Source organism: Lysobacter korlensis, assembly GCF_042434515.1.
Genome location: NZ_JBHLTG010000001.1, coordinates 1116486 through 1133577, shown reverse-complemented (window position 1 = coordinate 1133577; position 17092 = coordinate 1116486). Strand labels below are relative to the sequence as shown.

Below are 17092 nucleotides of genomic sequence, written 5' to 3'. Positions count from 1 at the left end.
AACCGGCTCCCGCAGCTGCGCGGACGGAAAGTGCCGCCGCCGGTCTGAGCTCCACGGCGAGCTTTGAAGTCATTCGCGGAGGAAGCTTCGAGGCCGCCTACGCAGCGGCCCGATGGAACGAGCCGGCAGCGCACGCCGCCATTCACGACGTCTCTTATCGTGCCGGCGACACCCGGGACATCAGGCGCCCGCTGCAGCCCGCGGCTACAGCATCCCGGTCTCGAGCCGGGCAGCCTCGGACATCATGGTCCGGTTCCACGGCGGGTCGAATACGAGTTCGACATCGGCTTCGGCCACGGTCGGAATCATTTCGACCTTGTCGCGCACGTCCGACACCAGCACGTCGCCCATGCCACAGCCCGGCGCGGTCAGCGTCATGCGCACCTGCACGATGCGCTGGCCCGCCTGCTCGGGGTGTGGAACGACGGTGGCGTCGTAGACGAGGCCCAGGTCGACGACGTTGATCGGGATCTCGGGATCGAAGCAGGTCCGCAACTGCTTCCAGACCAGCTGCTCGACGAGTTCATCGTCGGCGCCTTCCGGCAGCTGCAACGGCTCGGGCGGTTCCTTGCCGATCGCGTCGGCATCCTTGCCCGCGATGCGGAACAGGTTGCCCTCGACGAACACGGTGTAGCTGCCGCCGAGTGCCTGCGTGATGTAGCCGACGCTTCCCGCCGGCAACGTCACCTCTTCGCCCTGGGGCACCAGGACGGCCGGGCAGTCACGCTCGAAACGGACGGGTTCGCTGCTGCGGGAATACATACGACACGATCGCATCGCGCGGGGGCCGCGCCTGACCGGCCATTCTACCGGCCGCGATGCCCGCTATGCTGTACGGCTTGCCTCGCGGAGCCTCGCGCCCGTTGCCGATGACCAAGTCCTCCGTTCCGGTTCGTGGTCCCACCTGGCTGTCGTGGTCGCTGCTGACCCTGGGCACCACGGGTTTTGCCGCGCTATGGGTGCTGCTGGCGCTGTACACGCGCGAACAGCTCAGCTGGATGGCCGTGGTCGGCGCGCTGGACGTCGCGTGGATGCTGCGGCTGGGCCGCTGGCCACGAGGCGCGGGACGAGCGCTGGCGGGCCTTGCGGGCACCGCGGTCATCGTCGCGCTGGCGAACTGGTGGATCATCGCCAGCCACCTCAGCGTGGTGCTGGGCCTGACGCCGTGGGAATCGGCCTCGAGGCTCGGCTGGAACCACGCCTGGACGCTTGCCCAGCTCGCGAACGGCCTCGCCGACACTGCCTGGATCGCGGCCGGCCTGATCGTCGCGGCGCTCGCATCGCGCTAGCCGCCCCGACCGCGGCGGCGCTCAATGGCCGCCGTCGAGCGCCTTGAGTTCGCCCACCAGTGCGCTCGCCGCCGCGGCCCCGTCGCCGTAGAGCATGCGGGCGTTGTCGGCGTAGAACAGCGCGTTTTCGATGCCGGCAAAGCCCGTGCCCTTGCCGCGTTTGATCACGACGATGTTGCGTGCATTGACCACGTCGAGAATCGGCATGCCGTAGATGGGGCTGGCGGGGTCGGTCTTGGCGACTGGATTGACGACGTCGTTCGCGCCGATCACGAGTGCGACATCGGTCAATGCGAACTCGGGGTTGATGTCGTCCATGTCGGCGATCAGGTCATACGGCACGCCGGCTTCGGCGAGCAGCACGTTCATGTGGCCCGGCATGCGCCCGGCCACAGGATGGATCGCGAACTTGACCGACACCCCGCGCGCAATGAGCTTCTGCGCAAGCTCCCAGATCTTGTGCTGCGCCTGCGCGACGGCCATGCCGTAGCCCGGCACGATCACCACGCGATCGGCGAACGCCATCATCGCGGCCACGTCGCCGGCTTCGATGGGTTTCTGCGATCCGCTGATCGACTGCGCTTCGCCACCGCCGCCGAAACTGCCGAACAGCACGCCGCTGATCGGGCGGTTCATCGCCTTGGCCATCAGCCGCGTGAGCAGCAGACCGGCAGCGCCCACCATCATGCCGGCGATGATCAGCGCCTCGTTCCCCAGCACATAGCCTTCAAACGCCACGGCCAGCCCGGTGAACGCGTTGTAGAGCGAAATCACGACCGGCATGTCCGCGCCGCCAATCGGCAACGTCATCAGCACGCCCAGAAGCAGCGCCGCGACAAAGAACGCCACGATTGCCGGCATCTGCAGCGAGTACGCCGCAACCACACCCAGCACGACCGTCAGCGCGAACAGCACGGCATTGAAGATCTGCTGACCGCGGAACGTGTAGCGGCGGTCCATGCGCCCGTCGAGCTTGGCCCAGGCGATCACCGAACCCGACAGCGAGACTGCGCCGATCAGTGCGCCGATCACGGCCAGCACCAGCGCGGTGGTCGACATCGTCGCGGCCCCGGCGGTCGCGGTGCCCGCCTGCTGCGCGGCACTCAGGCGCAGCAACTCGACCGCGCCGATCGCCGCCGCGGAGCCGCCGCCCATACCGTTGTAGAGCGCGACCATCTGCGGCATGTCGGTGATCGCGACCTTGCGGCCGGTGATCCAGGCCGCGACGGTGCCGAGCACCAGTGCGGTGACGATGAGTCCGAGGTTGTGCAACCCGGGCAGCAGAAACGTCGCCGCCGTCGCGATCAGCATGCCGGCACCGGCCCAGCGGATGCCGCTGCGGGCCGTCAGGGGCGACGCCATGCGCTGCAGGCCGAGCAGGAACAACGTGGCCGCGACGAGGTAACTCGCGGCAGCGACGGTTAGTCGGACGGTGGTGGACGGATCGGGTTCGAGCGTCGTGATCACCGGCTGTCTCCCGGCGGCTTCGATGACTTGAACATCTCGAGCATCCGCTCGGTCACCACGTAACCGCCCGCCGCGTTGCCGGCGCCGAGCGCGACGGCGATGAAGCCGATCACCTTCTCGAGCAGGCTGTCCGCATGGCCGAGCACCACCATCGCGCCGATCAGCACGATGCCGTGGATGAAGTTCGACCCCGACATCAGCGGCGTGTGCAGGATCACCGGCACCCGGGAGATGATCACGTGGCCGGCGATCGCGGCCAGCATGAAGATGTAGAGCGCTACCCATCCATCCATCGGCCCATCTCCCCGCGGCGGTCGGTCGATCATAACCACGGGTGAATACCACCGTGCATCTGTCAACGCATCGCCGGGCCGAGCGTTACCGGTTGCGCAGGCCGTCCTGCGAGCGAACGGAGCCACCGATGCGGGTAACCAGCGCAATGCCACGTGTGCAAGGTAGGCCCGCCTGCCTGCGTGGCGGCCTGTCCGCTGTCTGCGTCGCCCAGCCGATCCGGGCGGTCCGACGCCGCGTCGTGCGCTGTGCATGCTGCTGCGCGTGAGCCCCGAGTCCGGACCCGCCAGCATCGACGGGCCATCCGTCGGCGACGGCGCGGCTGCGGGTGCAGTGCCGGCGTCGATCGAGCAGTTCCTTGCAGGGATTGGGCCGCGGGCATTCCGCTTCGCCGAGATCGGCCTGCGCAACCGCGAGGACGCGCTCGATGCCGTGCAGGACGCGATGGTGCGGATGCTCGGCTACCGCGAGCGGCCGGCGGCCGAATGGACTCCGCTGTTCTGGAGCGTGCTGCGCAGCCGCGTGGTCGACCTGCAACGGCGGCGGGCCTTCCGGCTGCGCTGGCTGCTGCCGTCGCCGAGCGGGCCCGACACCGACCTCGACTGGGAGGACGAGACGGCCCCCGACCCGTCGCGGACGCACGACGGCCGCGAAGCCTATGGCCGCCTCGCGGGCGCGCTGGCGGCGCTGCCACGCCGGCAACGCGAGGCCTTTACGCTGCGCGTGCTCGAGGAACTGGACGTGGCGACGACGGCGCGCGTGATGGGCTGTGGGGAGGGCGCGGTGAAGACACATCTGTTCCGGGCGCGCGAAGCGCTGCAGAAGCAACTGAAGGACTGGCGATGAGCGACCACGGTTCCAGTGACCGGTTCGATGCCGCGATGCGCGAGCTGCATCGCGACTCCCTCTCCCACCTGGGTACCGATACCCGCCGCAGGCTGCGCAACGCGCGCAGCCTTTCGACGGCGGCCGCTTCCACGCGCCGCTTCGGCTGGCCCATCGCGAGCGCATGCGCGGCATTGTTCGCGCTCGCGATCGCATGGCCGCTACGCTCACCGCCGCCGGCTGCGCCGTCGGAGGCCGCACCGCCCGAGGCAGTGGTGGCGGGCGCGAGCCAGATCGCACCCGGTGCGGCCCCGTCGGCCGAAATCCCCGCCGCACTTGCCGCGCTCGAGGAATCGCCCGATTTCTACCTCTGGCTGGCGTCCAGCGACGCGGCCCTCGATCTGCTGGAGCAGGCCCCATGAGCCCACGATCCATTTCCGCCGTTGCGGCTGGCCTGCTGGTGGCGATCGCCGCCGCACTGCCGGCCCGGGCAACGCCTGCGTCTTCCCTGCCCGCCTGGGAGCAACTCACGCCGCAGCAGCGCGAACAGCTGATCGCCCCGATCCGCGACCGCTGGAACTCCGAGCCCGCGCAGCGCCAGCGCATGCTGCTGCACGCGCAGCGCTGGCAGCACCTCACCCCCGAGCAGCGCCAGCGCGCGCGGCACGGTGTGAAACGCTGGCAGAAGATGCCGCCCGAGCACCGCGAACAGATGCGCGCGGTGTTCGATCACGTGCGCGCGATGCGCGAACCCGAGCGGCGCGTATTCATGGCGAAGTGGCGGTCGATGACGGCCGAACAGAAGCGGGCGTGGCTGCAGGTGCACCCCGCGCCGACGCCGCGAAACGACGATTGAAGCGGGCCGCCTGCGGCGTCAGCTGGCGGCGTCGCGTGGCGGCCAGACCGTGTGTGCGAGCAGTTCATCGCCCCAGTCGAACGCAACGCCGCCCTCGGCAATGAACAGGCTGACGAAATTGAACACGTTGCGCGCGAACATCTCGCTGGCGTGCACCGCGCCCTGGCTTGCGAGATTGAGCGGGCCTGCAATCGTGACGCCGCCAACTTCGGCGTTCTGACCCGGCACGGTGAGTTCGCAGTTGCCGCCGGTCTCGGCCGCGAGGTCGACGATGACGCTGCCGGGCTTCATGCCGGCGACCATCGCGGCGCTGATGATGCGAGGTGCCGGCCGGCCGGGAACCGCTGCGGTGCTGACGATGACGTCGATGCTCTTGAGGTGCTCACCGAGGCGCCGCTGCTGCTCGGCCCGCTCTTCGTCGGTCAGTGCCCTCGCGTAGCCGCCCTCGCCCGCGGCGCTGACGCCGAGATCCAGGAATCGCCCGCCGAGCGACTCGATCTGTTCGCGGGTCTCGGGCCGCACATCGAAGCCTTCGACCTGCGCGCCCAGCCGACGCGCGGTCGCGATGGCCTGCAACCCGGCCACGCCGGCGCCGATCACCAGCAGCCGCGAGGGACGAATCGTGCCGGCCGCCGTGGTCAGCATCGGGAAGAAGCGCGGCGCCAGTTGTGCGGCGATCAGTACGGCCTTGTAGCCCGCCATGCCCGCCTGCGAACTCAGGACGTCCATCGCCTGCGCCCGCGTGGTGCGCGGCAGGCGCTCGAGCGGGAACGCGGTCACCTCTCGCGCCGCGATCGCCTCGGCCCGGTCGCTGCCCGGCTGCAAGGCCAGCTGACCGACGAGTACCGCGCCGCGCTGCATGCGTTCGATCGATGCCGCCGCGGGCGACTGCACGCACAGCACCACGTCCGCGGTACCGAGCAGTGCGCTTTCGTCGTCGACCACTTCGGCACCGGCCTGCGCGTATGCCTCGTCGGCGAAATGCGCGCCCAGCCCCGCGCGGCTTGCAACCCGGACGCGAGCGCCGAGGGCGCCAAGCTTGCGGCAGGTCTCGGGCGTCGCCGCCACCCGCCGCTCGCCGGGAGCCGACTCACGCGCGACCGCAACGACGGGACCAGCAGACGGCGAACTCGATTGCGACGGATCGGTCGACATGCGATGTGCTCCGCGAGGGTTTCCGCATGCTAAGCCAAGAGCCGGCGCGGCGACGCCTGCTGCGGTGCGCCGTCATGAAGCCGCGTTACCGCATGGCGTCGCATGACCTCTGGCGGCCTTCGTCGTACAGGGGGCGGCAACAGCGACAAAGCGCGCCGCCATGCCGACATGAGGGCGCCAGCAGGTGAAGCCGGCGCCCCACTCGCTGCGCGATGCCAGACGAGCCGCCCGCCGCGATCGGCGAGCACCCGCGCTCGATCAGTGCTGGCCGACCGCGTGGTCCAGGCGCTGGCGCAACTGGCGCATCGCCTCGGAGAACGGCGTGCGTTCGCCGCCGAGCATCACGCCGCCCGACGCGACCATCGCCGCCAGTTCCTCGGGCGCGGCGACGAGCACGCGCATGCCGCGCCGGTTGACCAGCAGCAGTCGTGACGTCAACGGGCTGACCCAGGCGACCTTGACCGAACACGCCTCGCCCTGCGGATCGACCATGCGCAGCCATTCGCCCGGCTGCAGCCTGCGGATCACCGCCGCCACGCCCGGATCGTGCGGCACGGTCGCCGTGCCGCCGGCGAGCCAGAGTTTGGGGTCGTCATTTGCGGGCTCATCGCCGGCCAGCGGCGTGACGGCCTGCCGACGGCGCTCGGTGTCGGGCGTCGCCAGGTCGCGCACCAGCATCGCGACGCCATGACGCGCCGCATTCTCGTCAAGCCCAAGGCTGCCGAGGCACAGCACGATCGAAGGCTGCAGCGCGACGAGCCTGTCCGCGAGCTCGCGCCCGCGCGCCTGTTCGGCAAGCGCATCCACCTCGACCAAGGCGTGGCCGAGCGCGCGGATCTGCTGCACACGCTCGCATTCGTCGCCATCACGCAGCAGCGTCTGCACGAAATGGTGGCGCCACGGCGCGGACAGGAACTCCGCGACCGCCGAAGTCAGCGGCCGGGCCGCGAAATGCGTATCGAGCGCGGCATCCGCCATCGCACGGGCCTGCGCCAGGCGCTCGCGGCCGAAGGTCGCCTTGGCAGCGCGGCTTTCCTGCATCTCGCCACGGCGGCGCTGCTGGACCAGCAGGGCTTCGAGCTCGGCGTGGGCCAGCTCGAACACCGCCATGTCCTCGTTGTACTCGGCCACGACGCGCTGCGAGACCGCCGATGCGCGCTCGAGCAGTTCACGGTCATGCGGCGTCGCAGCGTCGTTGCCCTCGCAGGCTTCGGTGACCGCATCGAGCAGCCGGCGCGCCGGGTGCTGCGGCTGCACGAACAATGCATCACCCGCCAGCGCAACCTTCACGTACGGCAGCACAAGGCGCCCGTACACGCGGCGCGCGCGGTCCTCGAGCGTGTGCGTGCGGAACAGCGATTCGAACAGCATCGACACCAGGTCGATCGCGTCTTCCTCCTGCTCGCCGAGGCGGAGTCCGTCCGCACCCAGGCCCAGCCGGCGCGCGCCTTCGAGCATCTGATCGCGGACGACGTCGGCGAGTCGGCCGGACGCGGCTAGCGCACGTGCGAACGTGTCCGGCGGTTCGGACTGCATCACCGACGCGATCGTGAGCACGTCGCGCGACTGCAGCGGACGGCGCTGCATCGCGCGGCGGTGCGCATCGGTGTCGATTTCGGCGGCCTGGCGCCGGCGGGCATGCAGCTGGGAGCGCAGGCTCATGAGCTCGCCCGCCAGTCGCGAACTGACGACCGGGGCCGCCATGGAGATCTCCGCAGCGGCCTCCGCGCCCGGAGAGCGGGCCAGCGGCGGATCCGGCTGGCGCGTCGCGGGCGGCTCGAGCGCCTGCTCGTTCCAGGGCCGGCTGGACGGCAGAGGCGTCGTGCGGCGCGACGCCACATCCGCGCCGTATCCCGCCGTGGCGAGCGTGGCGTTGATGCGCACGTACAGCTCGTCCAGCACCCGGCCAAGCGCGAGCTGGTACTGCCGGAACATGACGCCGTGGAACGCGGCCGGCAGCTCCAGATCGCCGTAGGTCGAAATGAATGCACCGACAAGGCGGGCCGGCGCGACCGGATTCGGCCCCACGTGCGTCCCAAGCGCGGAAGACACTGATCCCAGGCGCTGCTTCATGACCTCGAGCGGGCGCTGGTAGCGCTGCTCGAGCATCTCGGCCAGACGCTGCCCGGTCAGGTGCAGGTCCAGGTGCTGTTCGTCGATCAGGTTCAGCTCCGCGCCCGCAGTGCGTGACAGCGGCCCGCGGAATTCGTCGAACCCGCTTGCGATTTGCTGCCGGAACCGCATTACATGGCTAGCGCCGTGCTGGCGCAGCAGCTGGAGCGCCCCCTGCTCTTCGAACGAGGGGCCGCCTGCCGAAGCCTGCAGCGTCTTTTCGACGCCTTGGGCAAGGTTATGCGGCAACGTGCCGAGCTGTTCGACGGCGAGGCGCTTCATCTCCTCGAGGACGCGCGCCGGGTCGGTTCGTGTTGCAAGCCCGATGTCGAGCGGATAGCCGGACATTGCGATGTCTCCCGAGCGCTGGCGAAGTGTGAGGGGTTCTAGCCGGGTCGTTAAACGACCCTCTCAGGCAGACTAGTGCCGGATTGCGTCACTTCATCAACAAAATTTCCGATCTGTGATTGATGCCCCACTCGAATCTTGACCCCCGGCAAATGGCCGTCAGTGACGCCCTCTCCGCACTCGATGCGCGCCGCTCGGTTCCGCCGAAACAGCTGATGGAGCCGGGCCCGGACGAGGCCACGCTGCTGCGCATGCTGCAGTCGGCCGTGCGCGTGCCCGACCACGGCAAGCGCGTGCCATTCCGCTTCATCCGCATTGCAGGCGATGCGCGCCACGCACTGGGCGAGCGCCTTGCAGCGCGCTCGCGCGAACGCGACCCCAATGCCAGCGATGCCGTCATCGAAAAAGACCGCATGCGCTTTTCGTATGCCCCGGTGATCGTCGCCGTGGTGGCGCGACTGGGTCCCGATGACAAGATTCCCGAGTCGGAACGTTTTTCGACCGCGTCCAACGTGTGCTTCGCGCTGCTGCACGCCGCCCATGCCTGCGGCTTCGGTGCGATCTGGCTGACGGGCTGGCTGGCCTACGACGAGCAGGTGCGCGAGTGGCTCGGTGTGCAGGCGGATGAGCGCATTGTCGGTTTTGTCCATATCGGCACGCCGAAGCTCGAGACGCCCGAGCGTGATCGGCCCGATCCACGTGCGCTGCTCGTCGATTGGCGGGCGGATGGATTGCACCCGGCTCCGGCGGTGGAACGAGCGCCATGAGCACGCATCCCGAATCCACCACCCCGCCGCGCCCACCGCTGTACCTGGTCGACGCGAGCATCTACGTGTTCCGCGCGTGGCATTCGATGCCGAACGAGTTCCATGACAGCGAAGGCTGGCCGACCAACGCGGTGCACGGGTTTGCGCGCTTCCTGCTGGAACTGATCGAACGCGTGCGCCCGCGGAACATCGCGGTCGCGTTCGACGAGGCGCTGGACTCGTGCTTTCGGAACGCGATCTATCCCGCGTACAAGGCCAACAGGGAGCCAGCGCCCGAAGAGCTCAGGCGGCAATTCGGCCATTGCAAGACGCTGTGCGAAGTGCTCGGCCTGCAGGTGCTCGCGCATCGCGATTTCGAGGCCGACGACCTGATCGGTACCGCAGCGCAGGCCGCGCGCGGCCATGGATTCCGCGCGGTCATCGTTTCGCCGGACAAGGACCTTTCACAGCTGCTCGCCGAGGCCGACGAGCAGTGGGATTACGCGCGCAACCAGCGCTGGACCGCGGCTGGCGTGCCTGCGCGGCACGGCGTGCACGCGCACCAGATCGCCGACTACCTGGCGCTTACCGGCGACGCGGTCGACAACATTCCGGGTGTGCCCGGCATCGGCGCGAAGACCGCGGCCGCGCTGCTTGCGCACTTCGGCACGCTCGACGCGCTGCTCGAACGCATCGACGAAGTGCCCTACCTGCGGCTGCGTGGCGCTGCCGCATGCGCGGTGAAGCTGCGCCAGCATCGCGAGCAGGCACTGCTGTGCCGGCAGCTTTCGACGATCGCGCTGCATGCGCCGATCGACCCGCTCAAGCTTCCGTTCGCGCGGGGCACGACCTGCCCCGATGCGCTGACCGCGCTGTGCGAAGCGCTGCGGTTCGGCCCGCTCACCCGGCGTCGGCTGCATGCGGCGGCGGGCATCGATTACGCGCCGTCAACGCCGACCGCTTAGGATCGACCCATCACGCCAGAGGATCCGGGATGAGCGAAGCGCCCCTCGAAACCATCTACGCGGGCGAATGGCTGCGGATGTTGCGCCGCGGCCATTGGGAGTACGTGGAGCGCACGCACGGCGAAGGCATGGCCGTGATCGTCGTTGCGGTGACCCCGGACGATTGCGTGCTGTTCGTCGAACAGCACCGCATCCCGCTTGGCCGACGCACGATCGAAATGCCTGCAGGGCTGGTCGGTGACGAAAACGCCGGTGACACGCTTGCCGATGCCGCGCGCCGCGAACTCATCGAGGAAACCGGCTGGGAGCCCGAGCACGTGGACGTGTTGCTGACCGGGCCAACCTCGGCCGGCATGAGCAGCGAGCGGATCGCATTCGTGCGCGCGACCGGGCTGCGCCGGGTCGGCAAGGGCGGCGGGGTCGGCGACGAAGCGATCATCGTGCACGAGGTTCCGCGCAAGGACGCCCCTGCCTGGCTGATGCAGAAAGGCCGAGAGGGGTTCGAGCTCGACCTCAAGCTCTGGGCGGGGCTGTGGATGCTCGAACGCAATCCGGACGGCACGCCGGCGCCCGGCGCTGGCTAGCGCGCACGCGGCATAAACGACAGGGCGCGGACTGCAGCAGTCCGCGCCCTCGTGTTGTGGCCTTGGGACCCGTCGAGCCGCACGGCAATCCGCCGCGCAGCCCGGCCCTCGTGCTTACGCGAAGCGATCGGTCGCGCGCACCAGGGCATCGACGTTTTCGGGCTCCAGCGCCGAATGCCCGGACGTCGGCGTGATCGAGAGCTCGGCCCGTGGCCACGCGCGGTGCAGGTCCCAGGCGTTCGCGACCGGGCAGACCACGTCGTAGCGCCCGTGCACGATCACGCCGGGGATGTCCGCTAACCGGTGCGCATCGCGCAGCAGCTGATCGTCGACTTCGAAGAAGCCGCTGTGGACGAAGTAGTGGTTCTCGATGCGCGCGAACGCGAGCGCGAACGAGGCGTCCTCATGGCTCGACGCAAAATGCGGGTCGACGTGCAGGAAGCTCGTCGCGCCCTCCCAGACGCTCCATGCGCGCGCGGCGGCGAGACGGGTCTCGAGATCATCGGACGTCAGGCGGCGGTGGTAGGCGCTGATCAGGTCGTGACGCTCGACCGGCGGGATCGCGGCGAGGTAGTGCTCCCACGCATCCGGGAACAGCCGCGATGCGCCTTCCTGATAGAACCACTCCAGCTCCCAGCGCCGCAGCATGAAGATGCCGCGCAGGACGAGCTCGGTGACGCGTTGCGGATGCGCCTGCGCATACGCGAGCGCGAGCGTCGAACCCCACGAGCCGCCGAATACCTGCCAGCGCTCGATGCCGAGCATCTCGCGCAGCTTTTCGATATCGGAGACGAGGTGCCAGGTCGTGTTGTCGACCAGGTCCGCGTGCGGCGTCGAACGCCCCGCACCACGCTGATCGAACAGCACGATGCGGTATTTCGACGGATCGTGGAAACGCCGCATCTTCTCGTTGCAGCCCGCCCCGGGACCGCCGTGCAGCAGCACAACCGGCTTGCCGTCCGGGTTGCCGCACTGCTCGTAGTAGAGCGTGTGCCGGTCGTCGACCTTGAGCGTGCCGGTGTCGAACGGTTCGATGTCCGGATAGAGCGTGCGCATCGGAGGCCTCCTGACTGGGAGCGGCAGTCTAGCAACCGTGTGGTGCAGATCCGTGGGTACTTTGCGTTACATCGCGCGGCGCCCGAGCGTGACGCGGTCGCGGGCCTCGAGGTCCGCAGCCGTGGCCACATCGCGCCACCCCTGCGCTTCAAGCAATGCGCGCACCGCGGCGCCTTGGTCAAAGCCGTGCTCGAGCAGCAGCCAGCCTCCAGCGCGCACGCACGGCAGCGCGTCGCGCGCGATCGTCCGGATCGCGTCCAGCCCATCGTCGCCGGACGCCAGCGCCGTGGCCGGTTCGAACCGCAGGTCGCCCTGCTTGAGGTGCGCATCGTCGCGCGCGATGTACGGCGGGTTGCTGGCGATCACGTCGAACGTTGCGCCGGCGATCGGCGCACACCAGTCGCCCAGCCGGAACTCGACGTTCGACAGCCCGAGCTCGACCGCGTTCGACCGTGCCACTTCGAGCGCTTCGTCGCTCGCATCGGTCGCGATGACACGCGCGCCGGGTCTCTCGTAAGCCAACGCGAGCGCGATCGCGCCGCTGCCGGTGCCGAGATCGGCAACGCATGGGGCTCCGCCGGCGGGGATCCGCTCCAGCGCCAGCTCGACCAGCAGTTCGGTTTCAGGCCGCGGGATCAAGGTTGCCGGCGTCACCGCCAGATCGAACCGCCAGAAGCCGCGGCGGCCGGTGAGATAGGCGACCGGCTCGCCCGCTTCACGTCGCGCCACGAGCCCGGCGAATCGCTCGGCCTGGGCAGGGTCTGCGACCGCATCGCCATACGCGAACAGCCAGGTGCGCGATCGATCGAGCACGTGCGCGAGCAGCACCTCGGCGTCGATCGCGTCGATGCGTCCGCGTGCGTCGGCGAGCAGCTGGTCGACGCGTGGGCCCGCGGCGTCAGGGTGAGGCAGGTTCATAGGCGCATGGTAGCGGCCGACCGCTGCAACCCCTCCGCGATTGGGACAAGCGCATTGCGCGGCCCAATCGGACCCATAGCCACCGTCAATCCAAACAATTCCATTAATCAATTTGAACGATCATGCAGCCCACCCTATTCTTGGCGGCTGTTTCCCAAACAAGGAGCTCCACTGATGTCGTTGATCAACACTCCGGTCAAGCCGTTCAAGACCCAGGCCTTCCATAACGGCAAGTTCGTCGAAGTCACCGAGGCGAACCTGAAGGGCAAGTGGTCGGTCGTGGTGTTCATGCCGGCCGCATTCACGTTCAACTGCCCGACCGAAGTCGAGGACGCCGCCGAGAACTACGAACAGTTCCAGCAGGCTGGCGCCGAGGTCTACATCGTCACCACCGACACCCATTTCTCGCACAAGGTGTGGCACGAAACCTCGCCTGCCGTCGGCAAGGCGAAGTTCCCGCTGGTCGGCGACCCGACGCACCAACTCACCCGCGCGTTCGACGTGCATATCGAAGAAGAAGGCCTCGCCCTGCGCGGCACCTTCATCGTCAATCCCGAAGGCGTGATCAAGGCCTACGAGATCCACGACAACGCGATCGCCCGCGACATGAAGGAAGCGCTGCGCAAGCTCAAGGCCGCGCGCTACGTCGCCGAGCATCCGGGCGAGGTCTGCCCGGCCAAGTGGCAGCAGGGCGCCGAGACGCTCAAGCCGTCGCTCGACCTCGTCGGCAAGATCTGATCGATCGATCCCCGCGGATGCCGGGCGGCCATCGCCCGGCTCCGCTTCCGGATGCTTGCACCAGCGGCTTGGACCACGCCGGCCTGACCCCACCGGCTCTCTCCTGCGGTCCAGGCCGCTCCTGCAAACACTGGCGATTCGCGCAGCCGCGACCACGCGCCCGCTGCACGCCCGACCCGACCGGATCGGCACCGTCCAGCGCACCGCCTTCCGCCACATCAGCGGTCGGCGTCTCGGCTGCGCCAAGGCCCTGCTCCCACTTTGTTCCTGACCATGGAGGCATTCCCCATGCTCGACGCCACGCTCAAGACCCAGCTGCAGTCCTACCTCGAACGCCTGGTCCAGCCGATCCAGCTCGTTGCCTCGCTAGACGACGGCGACAAGTCGCGCGAACTCGAGTCGCTGCTGCAGGACATCGCCTCGCTGTCCGACAAGATCGAGTACCTGCGCACCGATGAGGACTTGCGCAAGCCGTCGTTCGCGATCGTGCGCAAGGGCACCGACATCGACGTGCGCTTCGCCGGCATCCCGCTGGGCCACGAGTTCACCTCGCTCGTGCTCGCGCTGCTGCAGGTCGGCGGCCATCCGCCGAAGCTCGAGGAGGACGTGCAGAACCAGATCCGCGACCTCGAGGGCGACTTCCGCTTCGAAACGTTCATGTCGCTGTCGTGCCAGAGCTGCCCGGACACGATCCAGGCGCTGAACGTCATGAGCGTGATCAACCCGAACATCAAGCACGTCGCGATCGACGGCGCGCTGTTCCAGGATGAGGTGCAGGCGCGCGAAATCATGTCGGTGCCGACGATCTTCCTCAACGGCCAGCCGTTCGATGCCGGCCGCATGACGGTCGAACAGATCATCGCCAAGCTCGACACCGGCGCCGCGGCCCGCAGCGCTGCGCAGATCCGCGAGAAAGCGCCGTTCGACATGCTCGTCGTCGGCGGTGGCCCGGCCGGTGCGGCATCGGCGATCTACGCAGCCCGCAAGGGCATCCGCACGGGCGTGGTCGCCGAGCGTTTCGGCGGCCAGGTGCTGGACACGATGGCGATCGAGAATTTCATCTCGGTGTCGTACACCGAGGGCCCGAAGCTTGCGGTCGCACTCGAGCAGCACGTGCGCGACTACGAGGTCGACATCATGAACCTGCAGCGCGCGACGAAGCTCGTCCCGGCCAGCGAGCCGGGCGGCCTGGTGGGAGTCGAGCTCGAGAACGGTGCGACGCTGCTGGCGCGCTCGGTGATCCTGTCGACCGGCGCGCGCTGGCGGCAGATGAACGTGCCCGGCGAAGAGCAGTACCGCAACAAGGGCGTGGCCTACTGCCCGCACTGCGACGGCCCGCTGTACAAGGGTAAGCGCGTGGCGGTGATTGGTGGCGGCAACTCCGGCGTCGAGGCCGCGATCGATCTCGCGGGCATCGTCGCGCACGTCACGCTGGTGGAATTCGATTCGAAACTGCGTGCCGACGAGGTGCTGCAGCGCAAGCTGCGCAGCCTGCCGAACGTCGAGATCATCGTCAGCGGGCAAACCACCGAAGTGCTCGGCGACGGCAGCAAGGTCACCGGCATCGTGGTCAAGGACCGCAACTCGGGGGCATCGCGTACGGTCGGGCTCGAGGGTGTGTTCGTGCAGATCGGCCTGCTGCCGAACACGGAGTGGCTCAAGGGCACGCTCGAGCTGTCCAAGCACGGCGAGATCGTGATCGACGATCGCGGCGCAACGTCGGTCCCGGGCGTGTTCGCCGCCGGCGACGCCACCACAGTGCCGTACAAGCAGATCGTGATCGCGATGGGCGCGGGATCGACGGCGGCATTGAGCGCATTCGACCACCTGATCCGTACGTCGGCGCCGATGGAACAGGCCGTCGCAGCCTGATACATAACGTAGCCCGGGTGGCGCCAGAGTGCGTCGGCCCGGGCGCGCCGACCGGAGCAGGTCGCTTTCGGCTCGGTCAGGCCATCGCGGCCCGACTCACCGCGCGGCCCATCCATGGGCCGCTCGACGCGACCTCCGCCGGCCGACACGCCCTCGGTCACATCCCGGCGGCTCGAAAACCTCCTTAGCCCGGCTGCGCTGCGCCTGCCCAAGCTGCGAAAACGATCGACAACAGCGCATCGAGCCGTGTGCGCTGCCGCGACTCGCTACCATCGCCCGCATGAACCTGCGCGACCTCAAATACCTCGTCGCCCTGGCCGATCACCGGCATTTCGGCCGCGCGGCGCAAGCCAGTTTCGTCAGCCAGCCGACGCTGTCGACGCAGATCCGCAAGCTCGAGGACGAGCTCGGCGTCTCATTGGTCGAGCGTGCACCGCGGCGCGTGATGCTGACCCCGGTCGGGCGCGAGATCGCCGACCGCGCCCGCAAGGTGATCGCTGAAGTCGACCAGATGGTGCAGGTCGCGCGGCGCAGCCAGGATCCCGAAGCCGGCACGGTCCGGCTCGGCCTGTTTCCCACGCTCGGGCCATACCTGCTGCCGCACGTGGTGCCGCGCCTGCGCGAGCGTTTTCCGCGGCTGGAACTGCTGCTGGTCGAGGAAAAAACCGACCAGATCCTCGCGCGCCTGCGCGATGGCCGCCTCGACGCGGGCCTGCTCGCGCTGCCGCTGCACGACGAGCAGCTGCATGTGGAGCGCCTGTTCGACGAGCCGTTCGTGCTGGCCGTGCCGCGCCGACATGCGCTGGCGCAGCAGACGTCGCTGCGCATGGGCGACCTCGACGACGTGCATCTGCTGCTGCTCGAGGAAGGCCACTGCCTGCGCGACCAGGCGCTGGATGTCTGTCGGCTGGCCGGCGCGGACGAGCGCGAAGGTTTCCGCGCGACCAGCCTCGAGACGCTGCGCCAGATGGTCGCTGCCGGCGTCGGGCTTACGCTGTTGCCGATGCTCGCGGTGCAGCCGCCGGTGCCGGCATCACCTGAGGTCGCCCTGCTGCCGTTCGAAGGCGAGGCGCCGCACCGGCAGATCGCGCTGGTCTGGCGGCGCAGCTCGGCGATGGGCGAGTTTCTGACCCTGCTCGCGGAGGAGTTCCGCGCGCTGCCGCCGGGATTGCTCGAGTTTCCGGGGCGCGCAGCCGTCTAGCGTTCGCAGCTCAGGGCCGACCCTGTTTCCGGGTCACGCAACCGGGCCTATCGGGCAGCCAACCCCGGTTCCGCCCAGCCCGCAGTAGCCGTCCGGGTCCTTGGACAGGTACTGCTGGTGCTCGTCCTCGGCGTAGTAGAACGCGGGCTCCGGGTGGACGATCCAGGTCGTGATCTCGCCAAGGCCCGCCGCTGCGAGCCGCCGTTGGAAAGCATCGCGGCTCGCGATCGCGGCATCGAACTGGGCCTGCGTCTGGCAATGGATCACCGAGCGGTACTGCGTACCCAGATCGTTGCCCTGGCGCATGCCCTGCGTCGGGTCGTGGCCTTCCCAGAACGTTCTCAGCAGTGCGTCGAGGCTGACGAGGTGCGGGTCGTACACCACGAGCACGGCCTCGGCATGGCCGGTTTCGCCGCTGCAGACCTCGGGGTACGTCGGGTTCGGCGTATACCCGCCCGCGTAGCCGACCGCGGTCGTGAACACGCCCGGCGTCGACCAGAACATCCGCTCGGCGCCCCAGAAACAGCCCATGCCGAACTGCACGCGCTGCAGGCCGCTGAATGCGCCCTGGAGCGGCCGCCCGTGCACATGGTGGCGGTTGCTGCGCAGCGCCATCAGCTGCTCCCGGCCGGGCAGTGCGCGGTCGGGCATCGGCATCCGCTGCTTGAA

At 68.9% G+C, this 17092-nt stretch carries 18 protein-coding genes; 10 read left to right on the top strand and 8 right to left on the bottom strand.

What is annotated here, in order from left to right; genetic code table 11:
• Positions 1 to 204 precede the first annotated feature (204 nt).
• Positions 205 to 762, bottom strand: a complete 558-nt coding sequence (gene sufT, locus ACFFGH_RS05060; RefSeq protein ID WP_386665416.1) for a putative Fe-S cluster assembly protein SufT — start codon at positions 760 to 762, stop codon at positions 205 to 207.
• Between the two features lie 107 nt (positions 763 to 869).
• Between sufT and ACFFGH_RS05055 the strand changes: the two genes are divergently transcribed.
• The gene (locus ACFFGH_RS05055; RefSeq protein ID WP_386665414.1) at positions 870 to 1289 is read left to right on the top strand and encodes a hypothetical protein; all 420 of its coding nucleotides are present in this window, start codon (positions 870 to 872) and stop codon (positions 1287 to 1289) included.
• A gap of 21 nt (positions 1290 to 1310) precedes the next feature.
• Here ACFFGH_RS05055 and ACFFGH_RS05050 read toward each other — a convergent pair whose 3' ends face one another.
• Together ACFFGH_RS05050 and ACFFGH_RS05045 are read right to left on the bottom strand one after the other, a co-directional pair.
• Positions 1311 to 2756: an NAD(P)(+) transhydrogenase (Re/Si-specific) subunit beta gene (locus ACFFGH_RS05050; RefSeq protein WP_386665411.1), complete on the bottom strand. Its 1446-nt coding sequence runs from the start codon at positions 2754 to 2756 to the stop codon at positions 1311 to 1313.
• A complete protein-coding gene (locus ACFFGH_RS05045; RefSeq protein WP_386665409.1) occupies positions 2753 to 3049 on the bottom strand; it encodes an NAD(P) transhydrogenase subunit alpha part 2 in 297 nt (98 codons plus the stop codon). Before ACFFGH_RS05045 ends, ACFFGH_RS05050 begins: the two co-directional genes overlap by 4 nt.
• A gap of 253 nt (positions 3050 to 3302) precedes the next feature.
• Here ACFFGH_RS05045 and ACFFGH_RS05040 point away from each other — a divergent pair, with 253 nt between their 5' ends.
• Genes ACFFGH_RS05040 through ACFFGH_RS05030 form a run of 3 tightly spaced genes read left to right on the top strand, consistent with a single transcriptional unit; the run spans position 3303 to position 4728 of the window.
• Positions 3303 to 3893 (top strand): RNA polymerase sigma factor, encoded by a 591-nt coding sequence (locus ACFFGH_RS05040; RefSeq protein WP_386667376.1) that lies wholly within the window; start codon positions 3303 to 3305, stop codon positions 3891 to 3893.
• Complete coding sequence (locus tag ACFFGH_RS05035) at positions 3890 to 4294, top strand: hypothetical protein (protein ID WP_386665406.1); 405 nt, start codon at positions 3890 to 3892, stop codon at positions 4292 to 4294. The genes ACFFGH_RS05040 and ACFFGH_RS05035 overlap by 4 nt, the downstream gene beginning before the upstream one ends.
• 38 nt (positions 4295 to 4332) lie before the next feature.
• Positions 4333 to 4728 (top strand): DUF3106 domain-containing protein, encoded by a 396-nt coding sequence (locus ACFFGH_RS05030; protein WP_386665404.1) that lies wholly within the window; start codon positions 4333 to 4335, stop codon positions 4726 to 4728.
• A gap of 18 nt (positions 4729 to 4746) precedes the next feature.
• Here the strand turns inward: ACFFGH_RS05030 and ACFFGH_RS05025 are convergent, their stop codons facing one another.
• Positions 4747 to 5883: an NAD(P) transhydrogenase subunit alpha gene (locus ACFFGH_RS05025; protein WP_386665401.1), complete on the bottom strand. Its 1137-nt coding sequence runs from the start codon at positions 5881 to 5883 to the stop codon at positions 4747 to 4749.
• Between the two features lie 258 nt (positions 5884 to 6141).
• Complete coding sequence (locus ACFFGH_RS05020) at positions 6142 to 8343, bottom strand: DUF1631 family protein (RefSeq protein ID WP_386665399.1); 2202 nt, start codon at positions 8341 to 8343, stop codon at positions 6142 to 6144.
• A 152-nt stretch (positions 8344 to 8495) separates the two neighbouring features.
• On the opposite strand from ACFFGH_RS05020, the gene ACFFGH_RS05015 reads away from it, so the two are divergent.
• From ACFFGH_RS05015 to ACFFGH_RS05005, 3 genes are read left to right on the top strand one after another with little or no spacing between them, the layout of a single operon-like run.
• Positions 8496 to 9110 carry a nitroreductase family protein gene (locus ACFFGH_RS05015; protein ID WP_386665397.1) on the top strand — a complete coding sequence of 205 codons (615 nt, stop codon included), beginning with the start codon at positions 8496 to 8498 and terminating at the stop codon, positions 9108 to 9110.
• Positions 9107 to 10054: a 5'-3' exonuclease gene (locus ACFFGH_RS05010; protein ID WP_386665395.1), complete on the top strand. Its 948-nt coding sequence runs from the start codon at positions 9107 to 9109 to the stop codon at positions 10052 to 10054. Before ACFFGH_RS05015 ends, ACFFGH_RS05010 begins: the two co-directional genes overlap by 4 nt.
• 29 nt (positions 10055 to 10083) lie before the next feature.
• Positions 10084 to 10638, top strand: a complete 555-nt coding sequence (locus ACFFGH_RS05005) for an NUDIX hydrolase (protein WP_386665392.1) — start codon at positions 10084 to 10086, stop codon at positions 10636 to 10638.
• A gap of 114 nt (positions 10639 to 10752) precedes the next feature.
• Here the strand turns inward: ACFFGH_RS05005 and pip are convergent, their stop codons facing one another.
• Together pip and prmC are read right to left on the bottom strand one after the other, a co-directional pair.
• On the bottom strand, positions 10753 to 11694 hold the full coding sequence (pip, locus tag ACFFGH_RS05000; RefSeq protein ID WP_386665390.1) for a prolyl aminopeptidase: 942 nt from the start codon (positions 11692 to 11694) through the stop codon (positions 10753 to 10755).
• A 66-nt stretch (positions 11695 to 11760) separates the two neighbouring features.
• The gene (gene prmC, locus ACFFGH_RS04995) at positions 11761 to 12612 is read right to left on the bottom strand and encodes a peptide chain release factor N(5)-glutamine methyltransferase (RefSeq protein WP_386665387.1); all 852 of its coding nucleotides are present in this window, start codon (positions 12610 to 12612) and stop codon (positions 11761 to 11763) included.
• Between the two features lie 174 nt (positions 12613 to 12786).
• Here prmC and ahpC point away from each other — a divergent pair, with 174 nt between their 5' ends.
• The 3 genes from ahpC to ACFFGH_RS04980 all read left to right on the top strand — a co-directional run bounded on the left by ahpC (position 12787) and on the right by ACFFGH_RS04980 (position 16423).
• Positions 12787 to 13350, top strand: a complete 564-nt coding sequence (ahpC, locus tag ACFFGH_RS04990; RefSeq protein ID WP_386665385.1) for an alkyl hydroperoxide reductase subunit C — start codon at positions 12787 to 12789, stop codon at positions 13348 to 13350.
• Between the two features lie 288 nt (positions 13351 to 13638).
• The gene (gene ahpF, locus ACFFGH_RS04985; protein ID WP_386667375.1) at positions 13639 to 15222 is read left to right on the top strand and encodes an alkyl hydroperoxide reductase subunit F; all 1584 of its coding nucleotides are present in this window, start codon (positions 13639 to 13641) and stop codon (positions 15220 to 15222) included.
• 280 nt (positions 15223 to 15502) lie between these two features.
• Positions 15503 to 16423: a LysR substrate-binding domain-containing protein gene (locus ACFFGH_RS04980; protein WP_386665383.1), complete on the top strand. Its 921-nt coding sequence runs from the start codon at positions 15503 to 15505 to the stop codon at positions 16421 to 16423.
• A gap of 33 nt (positions 16424 to 16456) precedes the next feature.
• Here the strand turns inward: ACFFGH_RS04980 and msrA are convergent, their stop codons facing one another.
• The gene (msrA, locus tag ACFFGH_RS04975; protein WP_386667373.1) at positions 16457 to 17080 is read right to left on the bottom strand and encodes a peptide-methionine (S)-S-oxide reductase MsrA; all 624 of its coding nucleotides are present in this window, start codon (positions 17078 to 17080) and stop codon (positions 16457 to 16459) included.
• Between the last annotated feature and the right edge of the window lie 12 nt (positions 17081 to 17092).

Excerpts from the sequence above, each read along its gene's own strand:
- ACFFGH_RS05055 (WP_386665414.1), top strand. The coding sequence starts at position 870 with ATGACCAAGTCCTCCGTTCCGGTTCGTGGTCCCACCTGGCTGTCGTGG.
- prmC (WP_386665387.1), bottom strand. The coding sequence starts at position 12,612 with ATGAACCTGCCTCACCCTGACGCCGCGGGCCCACGCGTCGACCAGCTG.
- ACFFGH_RS05035 (WP_386665406.1), top strand. The coding sequence starts at position 3,890 with ATGAGCGACCACGGTTCCAGTGACCGGTTCGATGCCGCGATGCGCGAG.
- ACFFGH_RS05015 (WP_386665397.1), top strand. The coding sequence starts at position 8,496 with ATGGCCGTCAGTGACGCCCTCTCCGCACTCGATGCGCGCCGCTCGGTT.
- ACFFGH_RS05025 (WP_386665401.1), bottom strand. The coding sequence starts at position 5,883 with ATGTCGACCGATCCGTCGCAATCGAGTTCGCCGTCTGCTGGTCCCGTC.
- ACFFGH_RS05020 (WP_386665399.1), bottom strand. The coding sequence starts at position 8,343 with ATGTCCGGCTATCCGCTCGACATCGGGCTTGCAACACGAACCGACCCG.
- ACFFGH_RS05005 (WP_386665392.1), top strand. The coding sequence starts at position 10,084 with ATGAGCGAAGCGCCCCTCGAAACCATCTACGCGGGCGAATGGCTGCGG.
- ACFFGH_RS05045 (WP_386665409.1), bottom strand. The coding sequence starts at position 3,049 with ATGGATGGATGGGTAGCGCTCTACATCTTCATGCTGGCCGCGATCGCC.
- sufT (WP_386665416.1), bottom strand. The coding sequence starts at position 762 with ATGTATTCCCGCAGCAGCGAACCCGTCCGTTTCGAGCGTGACTGCCCG.
- ACFFGH_RS04980 (WP_386665383.1), top strand. The coding sequence starts at position 15,503 with ATGAACCTGCGCGACCTCAAATACCTCGTCGCCCTGGCCGATCACCGG.
- ACFFGH_RS05010 (WP_386665395.1), top strand. The coding sequence starts at position 9,107 with ATGAGCACGCATCCCGAATCCACCACCCCGCCGCGCCCACCGCTGTAC.
- pip (WP_386665390.1), bottom strand. The coding sequence starts at position 11,694 with ATGCGCACGCTCTATCCGGACATCGAACCGTTCGACACCGGCACGCTC.
- msrA (WP_386667373.1), bottom strand. The coding sequence starts at position 17,080 with ATGCCGATGCCCGACCGCGCACTGCCCGGCCGGGAGCAGCTGATGGCG.
- ahpF (WP_386667375.1), top strand. The coding sequence starts at position 13,639 with ATGCTCGACGCCACGCTCAAGACCCAGCTGCAGTCCTACCTCGAACGC.
- ahpC (WP_386665385.1), top strand. The coding sequence starts at position 12,787 with ATGTCGTTGATCAACACTCCGGTCAAGCCGTTCAAGACCCAGGCCTTC.